Origin of the sequence: Chryseobacterium sp. CP-77 (assembly GCF_036362765.1) — a bacterium.
Taxonomy (GTDB): domain Bacteria; phylum Bacteroidota; class Bacteroidia; order Flavobacteriales; family Weeksellaceae; genus Chryseobacterium; species Chryseobacterium cupriresistens.
Map to the genome: position 1 here is coordinate 4,862,341 of NZ_CP143637.1, position 17,239 is coordinate 4,879,579.

At 38.5% G+C, this 17,239-nt stretch carries 16 protein-coding genes; 9 read left to right on the top strand and 7 right to left on the bottom strand.

The annotated features are described in order from the left end of the window. Positions 1-7 precede the first annotated feature (7 nt). The 3 genes from V0410_RS21865 to tsaE form a co-directional block, all read right to left on the bottom strand. Positions 8-379, bottom strand: coding sequence for a DUF4258 domain-containing protein (locus V0410_RS21865; RefSeq protein WP_034692291.1), 372 nt, complete (start codon positions 377-379; stop codon positions 8-10). Continuing rightward, positions 379-1,569 carry an alanine dehydrogenase gene (locus tag V0410_RS21870; protein ID WP_227944064.1) on the bottom strand — a complete coding sequence of 397 codons (1,191 nt, stop codon included), beginning with the start codon at positions 1,567-1,569 and terminating at the stop codon, positions 379-381. The genes V0410_RS21865 and V0410_RS21870 overlap by 1 nt, the downstream gene beginning before the upstream one ends. A 68-nt stretch (positions 1,570-1,637) precedes the next feature. Continuing rightward, entirely contained in the window at positions 1,638-2,045 is a 408-nt protein-coding gene (tsaE, locus tag V0410_RS21875; protein ID WP_330745619.1) for a tRNA (adenosine(37)-N6)-threonylcarbamoyltransferase complex ATPase subunit type 1 TsaE, read from the bottom strand. 291 nt (positions 2,046-2,336) lie between these two features. Between tsaE and dnaG the strand changes: the two genes are divergently transcribed. The 3 genes from dnaG (at position 2,337) to V0410_RS21890 (ending at position 6,756) form a co-directional block, all read left to right on the top strand. Then, positions 2,337-4,325 (top strand): DNA primase, encoded by a 1,989-nt coding sequence (gene dnaG / locus V0410_RS21880; RefSeq protein ID WP_202839532.1) that lies wholly within the window; start codon positions 2,337-2,339, stop codon positions 4,323-4,325. A 111-nt stretch (positions 4,326-4,436) separates the two neighbouring features. Further along, positions 4,437-5,123, top strand: coding sequence for an ATP-dependent Clp endopeptidase proteolytic subunit ClpP (gene clpP / locus V0410_RS21885; RefSeq protein WP_027373257.1), 687 nt, complete (start codon positions 4,437-4,439; stop codon positions 5,121-5,123). Between the two features lie 364 nt (positions 5,124-5,487). Beyond that, entirely contained in the window at positions 5,488-6,756 is a 1,269-nt protein-coding gene (locus tag V0410_RS21890; protein WP_330745620.1) for an esterase-like activity of phytase family protein, read from the top strand. Between the two features lie 68 nt (positions 6,757-6,824). Here the strand turns inward: V0410_RS21890 and tpiA are convergent, their stop codons facing one another. The 4 genes from tpiA to V0410_RS21910 all read right to left on the bottom strand — a co-directional run bounded on the left by tpiA (position 6,825) and on the right by V0410_RS21910 (position 9,812). Next, complete coding sequence (tpiA, locus tag V0410_RS21895) at positions 6,825-7,583, bottom strand: triose-phosphate isomerase (protein WP_110009237.1); 759 nt, start codon at positions 7,581-7,583, stop codon at positions 6,825-6,827. Positions 7,584-7,623: 40 nt separating this feature from the next. Further along, positions 7,624-7,971, bottom strand: coding sequence for a TerB family tellurite resistance protein (locus tag V0410_RS21900; protein ID WP_142719433.1), 348 nt, complete (start codon positions 7,969-7,971; stop codon positions 7,624-7,626). 163 nt (positions 7,972-8,134) lie between these two features. Beyond that, on the bottom strand, positions 8,135-9,244 hold the full coding sequence (locus V0410_RS21905; RefSeq protein ID WP_330745621.1) for a BT_3928 family protein: 1,110 nt from the start codon (positions 9,242-9,244) through the stop codon (positions 8,135-8,137). Between the two features lies 1 nt (position 9,245). Continuing rightward, the gene (locus tag V0410_RS21910) at positions 9,246-9,812 is read right to left on the bottom strand and encodes a DUF1599 domain-containing protein (RefSeq protein WP_110009240.1); all 567 of its coding nucleotides are present in this window, start codon (positions 9,810-9,812) and stop codon (positions 9,246-9,248) included. A 343-nt stretch (positions 9,813-10,155) separates the two neighbouring features. Between V0410_RS21910 and folP the strand changes: the two genes are divergently transcribed. The 6 genes from folP (at position 10,156) to ilvC (ending at position 17,239) form a co-directional block, all read left to right on the top strand. Next, positions 10,156-11,022: a dihydropteroate synthase gene (gene folP, locus V0410_RS21915; RefSeq protein ID WP_442879160.1), complete on the top strand. Its 867-nt coding sequence runs from the start codon at positions 10,156-10,158 to the stop codon at positions 11,020-11,022. A 370-nt stretch (positions 11,023-11,392) separates the two neighbouring features. Next, positions 11,393-12,265, top strand: a complete 873-nt coding sequence (gene ilvE, locus V0410_RS21920; RefSeq protein WP_330745623.1) for a branched-chain-amino-acid transaminase — start codon at positions 11,393-11,395, stop codon at positions 12,263-12,265. A 179-nt stretch (positions 12,266-12,444) separates the two neighbouring features. Beyond that, positions 12,445-14,127 (top strand): dihydroxy-acid dehydratase, encoded by a 1,683-nt coding sequence (ilvD, locus tag V0410_RS21925; RefSeq protein ID WP_120233124.1) that lies wholly within the window; start codon positions 12,445-12,447, stop codon positions 14,125-14,127. 4 nt (positions 14,128-14,131) lie between these two features. Further along, a complete protein-coding gene (gene ilvB / locus V0410_RS21930; protein ID WP_330745625.1) occupies positions 14,132-15,853 on the top strand; it encodes a biosynthetic-type acetolactate synthase large subunit in 1,722 nt (573 codons plus the stop codon). An 18-nt stretch (positions 15,854-15,871) separates the two neighbouring features. After that, positions 15,872-16,153 (top strand): hypothetical protein, encoded by a 282-nt coding sequence (locus V0410_RS21935; RefSeq protein ID WP_110009245.1) that lies wholly within the window; start codon positions 15,872-15,874, stop codon positions 16,151-16,153. Between the two features lie 39 nt (positions 16,154-16,192). Then, on the top strand, positions 16,193-17,239 hold the full coding sequence (gene ilvC / locus V0410_RS21940) for a ketol-acid reductoisomerase (RefSeq protein WP_110009246.1): 1,047 nt from the start codon (positions 16,193-16,195) through the stop codon (positions 17,237-17,239).

Sequence of the window (17,239 nt, forward strand, 5' to 3'; positions counted from 1 at the left end):
TTGAAAACTATTTAAGTTTCTTAAGACCGTTCACTGTCACGGTTTCTTCGCACTTTTCAAAAGTGATCTCGTAAGACGGATTTTTTTCAGGATAAGTGATAAGATAATCCGGACATGGTTTTTTCTGAGCATGACTGCGGTCAAAATCTACTTTTCCGTTGGTAATGATGCTGTCTTTTATAAATTTCTCATCAATCTTGTAGGTCGTCATTGCGTTTTTAGCTTCTTCAGAATATTTGAATTCTTTGGAAAGACTTTCAGCAATCACACGGCTGTTCGGTAAATATCCGCTGCAGCTTGCCCCTTTTTTGTTTAAAATAAAAAATACGATCAAAAGCCCCGGAACGAAGCCTATTGCATAAAATTTCAGTTTCTTCATTAGAAAATTAAAAGATTGATATCGTGGTACGTAAGTCCGAAACGGTCGCAGATGATCTTCTTGGTATGTCTTCCTTTGTACATATATAAGCTCTGCTTCATTTCATTTTTGCGGATCAGCATGTTTTCAAAGCCGCCCTCTTCGTCATAATTTAAAATATAGGAAAGGAAGAAATTCGAGATAGCCTTAGTGGTAGTTCTCGGCATTCTTGAGGTAAGATTCGGAAGTCCGCAGTGGATGACACCGTGTTTGATGACATAAGGATCTTCCATGGTGGTAAGCTCTGAAGTTTCAATCACTTTACCGTTATCTATGGTAATATCGATAATGACACTGCCTTTTTTCATTTTCATCACCATATCTTCAGTAACGATAGGGGTCATGTTCAATCTTGGAAGTGCTCCGATTACTACGTCGGCACGTCTAAGACTTTTGCTGAGTTCTTTAGGATCAATAATAGAAGTCGGTACACGGCTGTCAACAATCGTGTGAAGCCTTCTAAGCTTGGATAAAGAATTATCGAAAACTTTTACACTTGCTCCTAAACCAATCGCTGCTTTTGTAGCAAACTCACCTACAATTCCGGCTCCAAGGATAACAACTTCTGCGGGTCTTACTCCTGTAATTCCTCCCAGCATTAAACCGTTTGATAACGCTAATAATTCGGAAGCATATAAGATTGAAACGGTTCCTGCAATTTCACCAACCAGTCTTACCAAGGCCAGCTGCTTGTATTCATCAACGATAAATTCAAAAGCGATGGCGTTTATTTTTTTCTCTGCAAGCTTTAAGAAATAATCCTTGTCTCTAAGATTAATCTGAAGTGCTGAAACCAGATACGTATTAGGTTTCATGTACTCAATTTCATCTTCTGTAGGAGGGTTCACCTTCAGGATAAGATCCTGCCCGAAAGCTTCTTTGGGATCATTGGTGATTTTCGCCCCAGATTCCGAATACTGTAAATCTGTAAAAAACGAACCTTGTCCGGCACCTGATTCAATAATGATTTCATGGCCGTGCTCTACCAACACCTGTACGGCGTCAGGAGTAATGCAGGTTCTCCTTTCGTTGAGACAGGTTTCTTTAGGAATTCCAATACTGAATTGTTTTCCTTTCTTTATAACCTCCAATTTTTCCTCTTTCGGCATTAATTCTTCTTCTGTGAAAGGAGTAAAAATATTTGTACTCATCCTTAAATTAAATTATGTCTTACAGATTGTTTTTTTACACTCAATTAATGAGCAAAGATACATAATATTTAATCGAATGAAATTTCTCTGTTTTCACCCGTATTCACAATACTCATTGTGTGGTACTTAAGACCATAAAGCTCCTCTTCATACACTTCCGGCCACTCGATGATGCATAGAAAAGAGTTATCCAGATACTCTTCAATTCCGATATCATACACTTCTTCAATGTTTTTCAGACGGTAAAGATCAAAATGATATACTTTTCCTTTTTCAGTATTGTATTCATTCACAATAGAATACGTGGGAGAGTTTACTTCGTCATTGCTGCCCATATTTTTAAGCAGAAATTGAGTGAAGGTTGTCTTCCCGGCTCCCAGATTTCCTTTTAATAAAAGAATATTATGTTGTAATTGAGGAATGATGGTGTCAACAACTTCCTGCCAGTCTTCGATTGTATTGATAGTGAACTGCATATGCTAATTTGTTTTGCAAAAATAATGATTTATGAGTTTTAAATGAGAAATTAGAAGCTAGAAGTTAGAAATTAACGGTTGAAAGTTAGAAGCTAAATGAGCCCTTTTAAACCTCAAAACTAGATCAATCGGATATTGAAATTCTTTCCTCAAATACTCTCTAACCCTAAAAACCCCTCAAACTCTCAAACCCAACAACTCGAATCCCGAATCCCGAATCCCGAAACCTGAAACCCGCACCGAAATTCTCAGCCTCTTCCAACTTCCCTATAAATTACTTAATTTTACAGCATGATTTCCAAACAGACCATTGATAAAATATTCTCCACGATCCGCGTTGAAGAGATTGTGGGCGAATATGTGCAGTTGAAAAGAGCAGGGTCTAATTACAAGGGGCTCAGTCCTTTTCATGATGAAAAAACACCCAGTTTTGTAGTTTCTGCCAGTAAGCAGATCTGGAAGGATTTCTCTACAGGAAAAGGAGGAACAGCCATTTCTTTCCTGATGGAAATTGAGAACTTTACGTATCCTGAAGCACTCCGCCACGCTGCAAAAAAATACGGAATTGAAATTGAAGAAGACCAGCGGGAAATTTCTGAAGAAGCAAAAAATGCCCAGACAGAAAAAGATCTGCTGTATAAAATTCATGAGGTTGCCAATACGTATTTTCAGGAGATCCTTTGGGATGATCAGGAGGGCAGAAGCATAGGACTTTCTTATTTCAAAGAGAGAGAACTAAGGGATGATATTATTAAAAAATTCCAGCTGGGATATTCTCCGGAGAAAAAGAATGCTTTCACGGCTTATGCGCTTGAAAAAGGTTATAATAAAGAAATTCTTGAGAAATCCGGACTTTCCATCTTCCCGGAAAATACACCTGCAGGGGTTGACCGTTTCAGGGAAAGGGTAATTTTCCCTATTCACAGTTTTTCAGGAAGGGTTTTAGGTTTCGGAGCAAGAATCCTGAAGAATAATGTCAAAACAGCAAAATACCTCAATTCACCGGAAACAGAGATCTACCATAAATCCAATGTTCTTTATGGATTAAACCAGAGCAAGCAGGCGATTTCAAGAAAGAATGCCTGTCTTTTGGTGGAAGGGTATATGGACGTGATTTCCCTTCATATGTCCGGAATTGAAAACGTAGTGGCAAGTTCCGGAACGTCTTTGACGACAGAGCAGATCAAACTGATTAAGAGGCTTACGGAAAACGTAACGATTCTTTTTGATGGTGATAATGCCGGTATCAAAGCCAGTTTCCGAAGTATTGATATGCTGCTGACTGAGGGAATGAACATCCGTGTCTTGCTTTTCCCTGATGGAGATGACCCGGATTCCTTTGCCAGAAAACATCCGCAGGAATACGTTGAAAAGTACATCGAAAATGAAGCGATGGATTTCATCGATTTCAAGGCGGAAATTCTCCTGAGAGATATCGGAAATGATCCGATTAAAAAGGCTGAAGCGATCAGAGATATTGTAAAATCTGTTTCTTTCGTACAAAATGCCCTGAAAAGAGAGGTTTATCTTAAAGAGGTTTCCAATAAATTCGGACTATCCGAACAGAGTCTTTTCAATGAGTTGGATGTTCAGAAGCAGATCACCCAGAATCAGACGCATCATGTTCAGCAGCAGCAGAAGGAAAAAGCAGCAGCTCCGAAAATGGAGATTGTTCCTTTGGATAAAGAAAAAGAGGATCCTTTTCTGTATGATGTATTATTCATGGAGAATAAACTGGTAGATCATATGCTGATGTTCGGAGATATTGTTCTGAAAAGGAAGAATGAAAATAATGAGGAATATCAGATTACTGTTATCGAAGAAATTCTTCATCATTTTGAAGAAGAGCAGTATACATTTTTAGTCAAAGAAAATGAGATTATTATCAACCAGGTGAGAGAAGGAATTCAAAAGGATGAACTCAGAAGTGGAAACTTTTTTGTATCTTTTATGGACGAAGAGATTACCACAAAGGTTGTAGATGCTTTAATCCCGCTGGATGAACTTGAAAACTGGGCTTCAAGAAATATCTATCCTCCCAATTATGGTGATAAAGTGGCAGATCAGATCCAGGGAGATGTTCTGTTACATAAGTACCGGTATATTGATTATCTGATTAAGGAAACAGCCAAAGAACTTGATCAGTACAGCAATACGGATGAGGTAAAATATTATGAGCTGATCAAAAAAATCACGCTTTTAAAGCAGGCTTCCATACGGTTGAGCAATATCATCGAATATTCACCGATCAAAGGGATTTATGTAGATAGGAAGAGATAAACAAGAGTCAGATTTTTGGATATTCTGTGACAAAAAGTCCTATAAAATTTTAGGAATAAATATTGTAATTTAAACTTCGAGAATATTTTAAAAATAATACATAATAGAAATATGGACATTAAAAAGGAATTCAGAGACTTCTCTGTAAAACATTTAGGAAACAACGGTTTGGTTACCGATCAGTATATGGGAATGTATGGCCCAACGAATCTTACTCCGTACATCATGGAAGAAAGAAGATTAAACGTTGCTCAGATGGACGTTTTCTCGCGTTTGATGATGGACAGAATTATCTTCCTGGGAACAGGTATTGATGATCAGGTAGCAAACATCGTGACGGCTCAGCTTTTATTCCTGGAAAGTGCTGACCCTTCAAAAGATATTCAGATCTACATCAACTCTCCTGGTGGTAGTGTATATGCAGGTCTAGGTATTTATGACACCATGCAGATCATCAAGCCCGATGTAGCAACTATCTGTACAGGTATGGCTGCTTCAATGGGAGCTGTATTATTAGTTGCAGGAGAAAAGGGAAAACGTTCTGCACTTAAACACTCAAGAGTAATGATTCACCAGCCTTCAGGAGGTGCTCAGGGAGTTGCTTCTGATATGGAGATCAACTTAAGAGAGATGCTGAAATTGAAGCAGGAGCTTTATGAAATCATCGGTCATCACTCAGGACAAACGTATGAGTGGGTAGAAAAATCTTCTGACAGAGATTACTGGATGACTTCTGAAGAAGCTAAAGGTTACGGAATGGTAGATGAGGTTTTACAAAGATCTACTGAGAAAAAATAATTGATGATACAATCATGAGAACCGCACCCATCTGGTGCGGTTTTTTTGTTGGATTTATGTTTTTAAATGTTTAGATTCTGCGGAATGACAAACTGTATGGATAAACAATCATTTCAATTTTATCATTCCGTAGAAATCCAGAACAATGATTCGAGAACAGATATTAGAGAAAAATTACAACCTGTCCAAATTCCAACTGAACACGTTAAAATTCCCATCCTCCGCAGGGGTGTCAAAAATTCAAAGAATTTTTGACGGGGTGGTTTTAAATGGCACATCCACTCAGTATTGTTAAAAAACAATTATCATTATATTTAAGATCAGTTTACAATCGATTTATACTTTCGCTGCCATAAAAGTGAATATGAAAAAATTACTATGGTCTGCAGTCGTGCTGGCAGTATTGGTTTCATGTAAAAGTGATGATGATACAACCATAATTAATCAGGATATTAATTATTCCAAACTGCCTCAGGAGTTTCCATTTACCAAACTGTCTACGATAAACGGAGTAGATGTTATCAACGGCGGATTTGGTTCCGGTGCTGCCGCTCATCCAACAAGAAAAGGTGAGTTCTATGTCATTACAGACAGAGGTCCCAATACGGACTTTCAGAATGGTAAAAAATTCCTTGCCCCCGGCTTTACACCCACCATTATGCATTTTAAAATCAATGCAGACGGGAATATAGAGGTCATCAGATATATTAAACTTAAAAATCCTTCCGGGCAGCCTATTACAGGTCTTCCAAACCCTGCAGGAATGGGGAGCACAGGGGAAGTCGCATATGATGCTTCCGGAAATGTTTTAGGAACAGATCAATATGGTTTAGACAGCGAAAGTATTGTTGCTGCTGCTGATGGTACATTCTGGGTTTCCGACGAGTACGGACCGCATATTGTCCACTACAGTGCAGATGGAGTGGAGATGGAAAGAATAAGCCCGATTGGTGTAAATACAGGTTCTCGAAAACTGCCTGCTGTTTTAGCGAAAAGAAGAGCCAACAGAGGAATGGAAGGTCTTTGTATAAGTCCGGATGGAAGAACTCTGGTAGGAACCATACAGTCGATGATGTATGTTCCCAGCAAAGCACTGGCTACCAATAAAACTTTAACGAGAATTGTTACATTTGATACGGTTACAGGCCAGACTAAACAATTTTTATACAAACAGGATGGAGGTGCTTCTGATTCGGTTTGTGATATTACAGCAATAAGTAACAGTGAATTCTTAGTCATTGAAAGAGATGGAAATTTCGGTTCCCAGGGCGGAATCAAAAAAGTATACAGAATCAATCTGAGCAATGCAACAGATGTAAACGGAGCCGATATTACCGCTGTTGACGGAATGAAAATCAATGGAAAAGCTTTAGAACAATGTTCATGGGATGAAATTACCAATGCCGGAATAAAAGCTGTTACTAAAACATTAGCCGTAGATCTGGTGGCAAAACTGGGGTATGAACATGATAAATTTGAGGGAATTGTTTATCTGGGAAATAATAAACTGGCTGTTTTCAATGATGATGACTTTGGAGTGGTAGATGATGGAAACGGAAATCCAAAATCCAAAATTTTACCTAAAACGGGTAAAGTAGACAAGGGAACAATGTATGTAGTCGATATTCAATAATTAGATTTTTTTAACGGAAAACGGCGGAATCGAAGATTCCGCCGTTTTTATTGTTAGATCAATGATTTCTAGTTAAAAGCTTCAATAATCTTAGAGAAATCCTCTAATTTCAAAGCTGCTCCTCCGATAAGACCTCCGTCAATATCCGGCTGAGAGAAAATTTCTTTTGCATTGTCTGGTTTTACAGAACCTCCGTAAAGAATAGAAACTTCGTCAGCAACTTCCTGTCCGTATTTTGCAGCAATAATATTTCTGATGTGAGCATGGATTTCCTGAGCCTGCTCCGGACTTGCCGTTTCTCCTGTTCCAATAGCCCAAACCGGTTCATAAGCGATCACAACTTTCTTGATTTCTTCAGCAGAAAGCGTGAAAAGAGCTACTTCAGTCTGGTTTTTTACGACTTCAAGATGCTGTCCTGCTTTTCTCTGCTCAAGAGTTTCTCCATTACAGTAAACAGGAATAAGACCTTTATCAAGAGCCAGTTTGATCTTTCTGTTACAGTGAGAATCTGTTTCTCCGTGATATTGTCTTCTTTCAGAATGCCCGATCAAAGAACCTGTAGCATCAATGGATTCCAGCATATCTGCAGAAATTTCACCTGTGTAAGCACCGCTTTCATGCTCGCTCATATCCTGAGAAAATACTCCGATTTCATCCTTTTCAAAAACGTCTTTTGCCATCATCAGGTATAATGCCGGTGGAGCAATCCAAACTTCACAGTTGGTAGCGTTATTGTTTTTATAGCTTAGTAACTGAATCATCAATTGCTGTGCATCAATTACATTTTTGTTCATTTTCCAGTTTCCTGCAACTATTTTTCTTCTCATAAAATTTAAATATAGATTTATTTTATTTTTTCGTTGTTGTTTATAATCCCCAAAGGTTTTTCAGCAGAACATAAAATGTATGTTCCTCTTCCGTTACTTTATTGTCCGCTTTGATTAAAGATTTTGCAAACTGAACAAATTTCACACGTTCATCCTCAGTAGAATCGTCATGGAAACATCTTGCATGGAATTCAAAATGATCTTTCCATTCTTCAGGCTGTAAAAGGGCCAAAGTATCCAATTCATTATCAAGGTTCATTCTGAAAGGAAATTCATCCGCCAGGTATTGCTGTACCAGCATTCCTTCTTCAGGGGCAAACTCTCCGTCTACAGAAGAAAGAATCATTAATAAATGATAACCGGCGATTGATTTATTTGATTTTTGCATGAGCTTTTATATGTTTAAGTTTAGTGTTTAAATTTGATAATAGATAATAGATAATAGATAATAGATAATAGATAATAGATAATAGATAATAGATAATAGATAATAGATAATAGATAATTGATCCACGATTAGCTTTCGTCAAAAAATCATTCATCATTTATAATTAATTAACGTAGTCCTTCGCAGGTTGTTTATCTACAATTTTTCCATTCTCAAGAATCAGTACAAACGGGTTGCTTCTTGCTATTGTTTTAATGGCAGTTCCGTCCATTAGTACATTTTTAATGGTTTTAAAAGTATTAGGCTCTGTAGAAACTCCGTAGATAAGGGCGCCTTTCTGGGCATTTACTTTTGCCTCCACTTTCTGAAGCAGGTCAGCAGGGATTTCTTTTGGATGATAGGAAAACACCAGAACAGCTTTTGGAGCGTTGATGATCTCATTGGTAACTTCCATTCCTGTAGGATCTTCAATCTTAAATTTTACAATTTCAGATTTGTAACCTTCCTTGATCAATACAGATTCATTTTTTCCATCTTCAATTTTCCATGGAGAACCTTCTGCCCAATATTCTGTTTTTTTGATATAATCATCCTGATTTACCTTTACTACCTGTCCTGTTTTGTCATTTTTCAGGGAGTAAAATGTCTTATATTCAGAAGGGTTTTTGTCAATTTTAGCTTTTTCACCTTTAATATCTGTCCCGATTTTATAATCACGGAAATCAATGATCGGTTCATGCATGATTCCCTGTGCCATAACATAAATCATTCCCAAAGAAAAGACTGTTAAAAGAATATATTGGAACGTATGGGAAGACTCTTTTGAAGTAACTCCATACTCATCTTTTTTACGGAAATCTTTTCTGTAAAGGACGAATAAGATAATCAATCCTACCAGCAGTACAACATCTTTTAAGAAGCTCTGCCAGGGAGTGAATTTGATGGCGTCTCCAAAACATCCACAATCTGTTACCACATTGAAATAAGCCGAATAAAACGTCAGGAATCCAAAGAAAATACAAAGTGCAATTAATAGGGATAAGGTAAATTTAAGCTTTAACTTAAGAAGCAGCATAAATCCTAAGAAAAGCTCCAGTACTACCACGATAATGGAAAACAGCAGGGCAAACTTTTCAAAAAACGGCATATTGAAAACAGCAGGAGAGAAATATTCTTCCATTTTGAAAGAAAAACCTACCAGATCCACGGCTTTCACAAAGCCTGAAAGGATAAAAATGACAGCAATAATAAAGCGTAATAAACCTTTGAGCATATTAAATATTTTTGGGTTCGAACTGATTTTCTTTTTCCGAGAACTTGATCAGACAGAAGACGGCATAATTCAGCATGTCGAAATAATTGGCATCGAGACCTTCCGAAACGATAGTTTGTCCCTGGTTATCCTCAATTTGCTTGGTTCTCAGTACTTTCTGATAAATAAGATCTGTAATCGAAGAGATTCTCATATCTCTCCATGCTTCACCGTAATCATGATTTTTTCTTTCCATCAAAGCTTTCGCTTCGTTGGCATATTGGTCATACAGACCTAAAATTTCCTCTTTATTTTCGTTGAAATCATTGGAAAGACCTTTTTCCAACTGAATAAGTCCAATGATAGAATAGTTCACAATGGCGATAAATTCATCTTCTTCACTCTCATCCACCATTTTTTTATCAGTCATCTGCAGCGTACGGATCCTGTTGACTTTAATATAAATCTGATCCGTAATGGAGCTTGGTCTTAAAACCCTCCATGCCGCACCATAATCCTGCAATTTTTTGCCGAAAAGATCACGGCACTGACTGATAACTTTCTCAAACTGTACTGATGTTTTTAACATAAATCTTCTTAATCTTCCAAATATACGAATTCGGTTTTAGATTTTTCAATTTGATAAGCTGAGTTTGTGAGGGAGAGGGTGGGAGAGTTTTAGAGTTTCGGGATTCGGGATTCGAGTTGTTGGGTTTGAGAGTTTGAGGGGTTTTTAGGGTTAGAGAGTATTTGAGGAAAGAGTTTCAATATCCGATTGATCTAGTTTTGTGGTTTAAAAGGGCTCATTTAGCTTCTAACTTCTAGCTTCTAATTTCTCATTTAAAACTCATAAATCACTAATTTTGCACTACAAAAATCATTCATCAATTATCATTCATCATTTATAATCTACCCTCATCAATAATAATCTCATGTTCTCCAACCCTAAAACTCTCCCACACTCAAACCCTCCAACTCATTCAATCAACTGCAACGGTCGTTTAGTACAACTGGACACCCCGAAAATCATGGGAATCCTCAATATGACCCCGGATTCCTTCTCTGATGGCGGAAAGTTTAATAATGAAAAATCAGCATTAAGACATGCTGAAAAACTTTTGAAGGACGGAGCTGAAATACTGGATATCGGACCACAGTCTACACGTCCCAATGCAGAATTTTTAAGTGCTGAAGAAGAGATCAGCAGAATCGGAAATACCATCTCTCTGATTAAAAAAGAGTTTCCGGCAGCCCTGATTTCCCTGGATACTTTTTACGCAGAAACTGTAAAATTCGGATTTAATGAAGGAATTGATCTGATTAATGATATTTCTGGAGGTCAGTATGATACGGAAATGTTCAATACAGCTGCTGAAACGAAACTTCCTTATATTCTGATGCATGTAAATCCTTCTTACGAAACCATGCATGATAAAATAAAGTTTGAAGATATTACACTGGAAGTGAACCAATATTTTTCAAAAAAAACAAAAGAACTTTTAGAAAAAGGAGTGAATGATATCATTCTTGATCCCGGTTTTGGTTTCGGAAAAACAGTGGAAGACCAGATGAAAATGATCCATGAAGTTGAATACCTCGGGTTCGGAAAATTTCCTCTGCTGATAGGGATTTCCAGAAAGTCATTTATCTACAGGCCTCTGGGAAAATCACCGCTGGACATCAATGAGGAAACACAGAAACTGCACATGAAAGTATTGGAACAGGGAGCTAAAATTTTGAGGGTTCATGATGTGGCTGAAGCAAAGGAAACACTGAACCATTTTTTACGAAAAAAATAAAAAGTACAAAAAAAACTTGTGAGTAATTAAAAAGTTTATACATTTGCAATATGAATTTTACGAATCAGAAAAATATTATTGTCATTTCTATTATTGCTGTTGTCATTAACAACAGTAAGGAAACGGCATTTTAAATAGATTTTAATTTAAATTATATATAAAACCGTTTCAAACTATGAAACGGTTTTTTTGTTTTTAATTTTTTATAGTATAAAAGTATGTATCAGTTATTATCAGTAATTATTATCGTCATTATTATTCCCTTACGGCTGTGAGAAGGAAGGTGTATGACTGTACATATATTGAGCCCTCTCACAGCGTGAGAGGGCTTTTTTTATTTCCATTTGTTAATTTTTTAAACTTCTATAACATGTATTACAACGATGACACAACCATCTACTTTGACGGAAAATTTATGAAAGCGAAAGATGCGGGGACTGATCTTTACAGCCAATCACTTCACTATGGTTACTCTGTTTTTGAAGGCATTAAATCCTACAGCACAGATCATGGAACTCAAATTTTCAAAGCAAAAGAACACTACGAAAGACTGAAAAGATCATCAGAACTCATGCATATTCCTTTTGATTATTCCGTAAATCAGCTTACAGAACTTACCTATGAACTTCTGGATCGTAATGGGTTTACAGATGCATACATCCGTCCGTTGGTTACGTGTTCGCCCAATATGTCACTTTCAAAAGGACAAAAATCTTATCTGTCTCTTCTTGCATGGGAATGGAACAACGGCTATCTGGCGGATAAAATGAAAATCATGACTTCCCCCTTTCAACGTCCTAATCCTAAGGCCTTCAAGGTGGAAGCCAAAGTAGGAGGACATTATGTAAACTCAATATTGGCCTGCCAGGATGCGAAAGACAAAGGTTATGATGAAGCGCTGGTTCTTGATGAAAACGGAAATGTTGCCGAAAGTTCAGGTGCCAATGTGTTCTACGAAAAAGACGGAGTTTTATATACTCCGGCCAAAGGAAGTATTCTTCCGGGCATTACAAGGCAAACCGTTATGGAAATTTGTAACGAGCTAGCTATTCCGGTAAAGGAAACTTTTTTCAAACCTGAAGAAATGAGAGGTGCAGATGCAGGCTTTTTCTGTGGTACGGCAGCAGAAATTGTTGCCCTGGATTCACTTGATGATGTTCCATTTTCCAAAAATTGGGAAAATACGGCGAGCAGGAGAGTACAACAGGCATATTTGAAATTAGTAAGAGTTCTGTCATTGTAAATTTTAAGAATATAAATATTTGGTTATCAAATAAATAAATTCATTTTTTAAACAATTGAATATTGTAGTTTTTGGAAAAAACGAAAATGAAAAGAATATTACAAAATGTAGTTTTGGATCAAAATTTAGTAAAAAACTCTATTTGAAGAAGAGAAAAGAATAGAAAATGTAGGAAAAGTATGTTAAATAAATATTCAAAAACATTCACGCAAAACAGTGAACAACCCGCAGCCAAAGCCATGTTGTACGGGATAGGATTTACAGAAGAAGACATGCACAAAGCTCAGGTCGGAATTGCCAGTATGGGCTATGACGGAAACACCTGCAATATGCATCTGAATGATCTTGCCCAGGTCGTAAAAAAAGGAACATGGAACCACGGATTAGCCGGATTGATTTTTAACACCATCGGAGTAAGTGACGGAATGAGCAATGGAACAGATGGAATGCGTTATTCTCTGGTAAGCCGTGATGTGATTGCCGACAGCATCGAAGCCATCTGTGGAGCGCAATACTACGACGGATTGATCGCATTGCCAGGCTGTGATAAAAATATGCCGGGAACTATCATTGCAATGGGAAGGCTGAACAGGCCATCCATCATGGTATACGGAGGAACAATTGCTCCAGGCTGCTATAAAGGAGAACAGCTTAACATCGTTTCAGCTTTTGAAGCGTTGGGGAAAAAGATTGCAGGAGAAATTACCGAAGAAGATTTTGATGGAGTTGTAAAAAATTCCTGCCCAGGAGCCGGTGCATGTGGTGGAATGTATACAGCCAATACAATGGCTTCCGCGATAGAGGCTTTAGGAATGAGCCTTCCGTATTCTTCTTCCAACCCGGCTTTAAGCAAAGAAAAACAGGAAGAATGCCTTGAAGCAGGAAAATACCTGAAAGTATTACTTGAAAAGGACATCAAACCTTCGGATATCATGACCCGCAAAGCTTTTGAAAATGCGCTGCGTATGATTGTTATTCTTGGAGGAAGTACCAATGCCGTTCTGCATTTTATAGCTATGGCAAAAAGTGTGGGAGTACCGCTTACTCAGGATGATTTTCAGAAGATGAGTGATAAAACTCCGGTACTGGCAGATTTAAAACCAAGCGGAAAATACCTGATGCAGGATCTGTATGAACACGGAGGAATACCATCCGTCATGAAATACCTTTTGAATCAGGGATTATTACATGGTGACTGCTTAACGGTAACCGGAAAAACAGTAGCAGAGAATTTAGAAAATGTTCCCGATCTGGATTTTACTACTCAAAAAATAATCAAACCATTATCAGAACCTGTAAAAGAGACAGGGCACCTGAGAATATTATACGGAAATCTTGCAGAAAAAGGAAGTGTAGCCAAAATTACAGGAAAAGAAGGCGAACGTTTCGTAGGTAAAGCCCGTGTATTTGATGGCGAAAAAAATCTGATCAGAGGAATTCAGGATGGAACCGTCCAGCATGGCGATGTGATTGTCATTCGTCATGAAGGTCCGAAAGGCGCTCCCGGGATGCCGGAAATGCTGAAACCTACGAGCGCGCTTATCGGCGCTGGACTGGGAAGCAGTGTCGCTTTGATTACTGATGGAAGATTCAGCGGAGGAACTCATGGTTTTGTAGTAGGACACATCACTCCCGAAGCTCACGAAGGAGGTCTGATCGCTTTTGTCAACGATAATGATCTGATTGAAATTGATGCTGTCAACAACACCATACAGCTCAAAGTTTCAGAAGAAGAAATAGAAAGAAGAAAAAAAGGATGGCAAAAACCAGCTCTTAAAGTACAGAAAGGACTGCTTTATAAATATGCATTAACCGTGTCATCAGCCGCAGAAGGCTGTGTAACAGACGAAATCACTCAATAAAAATATGGAAAACCCGAATTTATCAACAGAAATACAACTGAGCGGAAGCCGGATCATTCTTGAAGCCTTTCTTCAGGAAGGAGTGAAAACCGTTTTCGGATATCCGGGAGGTGCTATTATTCCTATTTATGATGCCCTTTACGATTATAAAGAAAACCTGAAACATATCCTTGTACGTCACGAGCAGGCGGCAGTGCATGCAGCACAAGGTCTTGCAAGAGTCTCAGGAGAAGTCGGTGTTGTATTGGCTACCAGCGGCCCGGGAGCAACTAATCTCGTTACGGGACTGGCTGATGCTTTACTCGATAATACTCCCCTGGTATGTATTACGGGACAGGTTTTTGAACACCTTCTCGGAACTGATGCCTTTCAGGAAATAGATGTTATGAACATTACAAGTCCGGTTACCAAGTGGAATTATCAGGTGACGGATGCTCATGAGCTTCCCGAAGTATTGGCAAAAGCATTTTACATTGCAAAGTCAGGCCGTCCCGGGCCCGTCGTGATTGATGTGACTAAAAATGCCCAGCTGCAGTCTGTTGCTTATAAAGGCTATTCACCATGCCACACATTACGCAGCTATAAACCGGATCCCGATCCATGTATGGAAAATATCGGAAAAGCTGCAGCGTTGATCAATAATGCAGAAAAGCCATTTGTCATTGCTGGACAGGGGATTATGCTCGGAAAAGCTGAAAAGGAGTTTTTACAGTTTGTAGAAAAATCAGGAATTCCGGTAGCATGGACGGTTCTGGGAATGAGTGCTATTCCAACTCATCATCCACAAGCGGTAGGAATGGTAGGAATGCATGGAAACTATGGCCCGAATATATTAACCAACGAATGTGATGTTATGATTGCTGTAGGAATGCGGTTCGATGACCGTGTGACCGGAAGATTGGATCAGTATGCGAAACAGGCAAAGATTGTTCATCTGGATATTGACAATGCGGAGATCAATAAAAATGTAAAAGCAGATGTTCCCGTTCTGGGAAACTGCAAACATACGCTTCCTCTTCTTACAGAAAAGATCGTAAAAAGAGAACATCATCACTGGCATAAAAGATTTAAAAAATGTCATGAAATTGAAAGCATCAACCTGATTCATACGGAGCTCTACCCTGAAGAAGGTGAAATTACAATGGGAGAGGTGATCCGCCAGTTGAATGAGATAACAGCAGGTGAAGCAGTAATTGTAACAGATGTAGGACAGCATCAGATGGCGACATGCCGATACTCTCAGTTCAAACATTCCCGAACCAATGTCACAAGCGGTGGGCTGGGAACCATGGGATTCTGTCTTCCCGCTGCAATAGGAGCATCTTATGCAGAAACAAACCGTCCTGTTATTGCTGTGATGGGAGACGGAGGAGCTCAGATGAATATTCAGGAACTGGGAACCATTATGCAGTATCATCCGGAAGTGAAGATTTTAATTCTGAATAACTGCTATCTGGGAATGGTAAGGCAGTGGCAGGAATTGTTTCACGAAGAAAGATATTCCTCCGTAGATATCCAGAGCCCCGATTTTGTCCAGGTGGCAAAGGGATATAATATTCCCGGAAAAAAAGTATCCGAGAGGGAAGACTTAAAATGGGCCCTCCGTGAAATGTTGGATCACAAAGGATCTTTCCTTCTTGAAGTAATGACAGGAAAAGAACACAATGTATTTCCGATGATCCCTCAGGGAAAAAGTGTTTCGGAAATTGTATTAAATAATAAATAAAATTTAAAAATAAAAAAGATGAAAACAGATCATAAAGAATATACCATTACAGCGTATACAGAAGATTATTTAGGATTAATCAGCCGCATCAATGCTATTTTTTCGAGAAGAAGAATCTCTATGGTGACCTTTAATGTTGGTCCTTCAGAAATGGAAAAAGTAAAAAAGTTTGTTATTGTTATCAGAGAAACAGAAGATTCTGTTCAGAAGATCAGCAGACAAATGGAAAAGCAGGTAGACGTTCTGGAAGTACATTACCACAGAAATCCATATCTGACCGCAGTAGAATATGCTAGTTAAGCGCAAAAAATTAAACATCAATAAATAAAATCAAAAAAAATGGCAAAATTGAATTTTGGAGGAGTAGAGGAGAACGTAGTAACAAGAGAAGAATTTCCGTTGGAAAAAGCTCAGGAAGCACTAAAAGATGAAGTTGTAGCAGTAATTGGGTATGGAGTACAGGGGCCTGGGCAGGCTTTAAACCAGAAAGACAACGGAATTAATGTGATTGTAGGGCAGAGAAAAAACTCCAAATCTTGGGATAAAGCAATAGCAGACGGATTTGTACCGGGAGAAACATTATTTGAAATTGAAGAAGCATTGGAAAAAGGAACCATTATCTGCTATCTTCTGAGTGATGCTGCACAGATTGAATACTGGCCGAAAGTAAAACAGCATCTTACTCCAGGGAAAGCGTTGTATTTTTCTCATGGTTTCGGAATTACGTTCAGCGAGCGTACAGGAATCGTTCCTCCAGCTGATGTAGATGTATTTCTTGTAGCTCCAAAAGGTTCAGGGACATCCTTGAGGAGAATGTTTTTGCAGAACAGAGGTCTGAACAGCAGTTTTGCCGTATATCAGGATGCTACAGGAAAAGCCAGAGAAAGAGTGACAGCATTAGGTATCGCGATCGGAAGCGGATATCTTTTTGAAACCGATTTTAAAAAAGAAGTATACAGTGATCTAGCCGGAGAACGTGGAACTTTGATGGGTGCTGTACAGGGAATATTTGCTGCTCAGTATGACGTATTGAGAAAAAATGGGCACAGCCCTTCTGAAGCCTTTAATGAAACCGTAGAAGAACTGACTCAGTCATTGATGCCATTGGTAGCCGAAAACGGAATGGACTGGATGTATGCCAACTGCAGTACAACCGCTCAGAGAGGAGCTTTGGACTGGTGGAAACGTTTCAGAGATGCTACTTCGCCTTTGTTTGAAGAGCTGTATGACAATGTAGCCAAAGGAAATGAAGCTCAACGTTCCATTGACAGCAACAGCAAACCGGATTACCGTGAAAAACTGGAAGCTGAACTGAGTGAACTAAGAGAAAGCGAAATGTGGAAGGCCGGGAAAACAGTAAGAAGCCTGAGACCAGAAAATAATTAA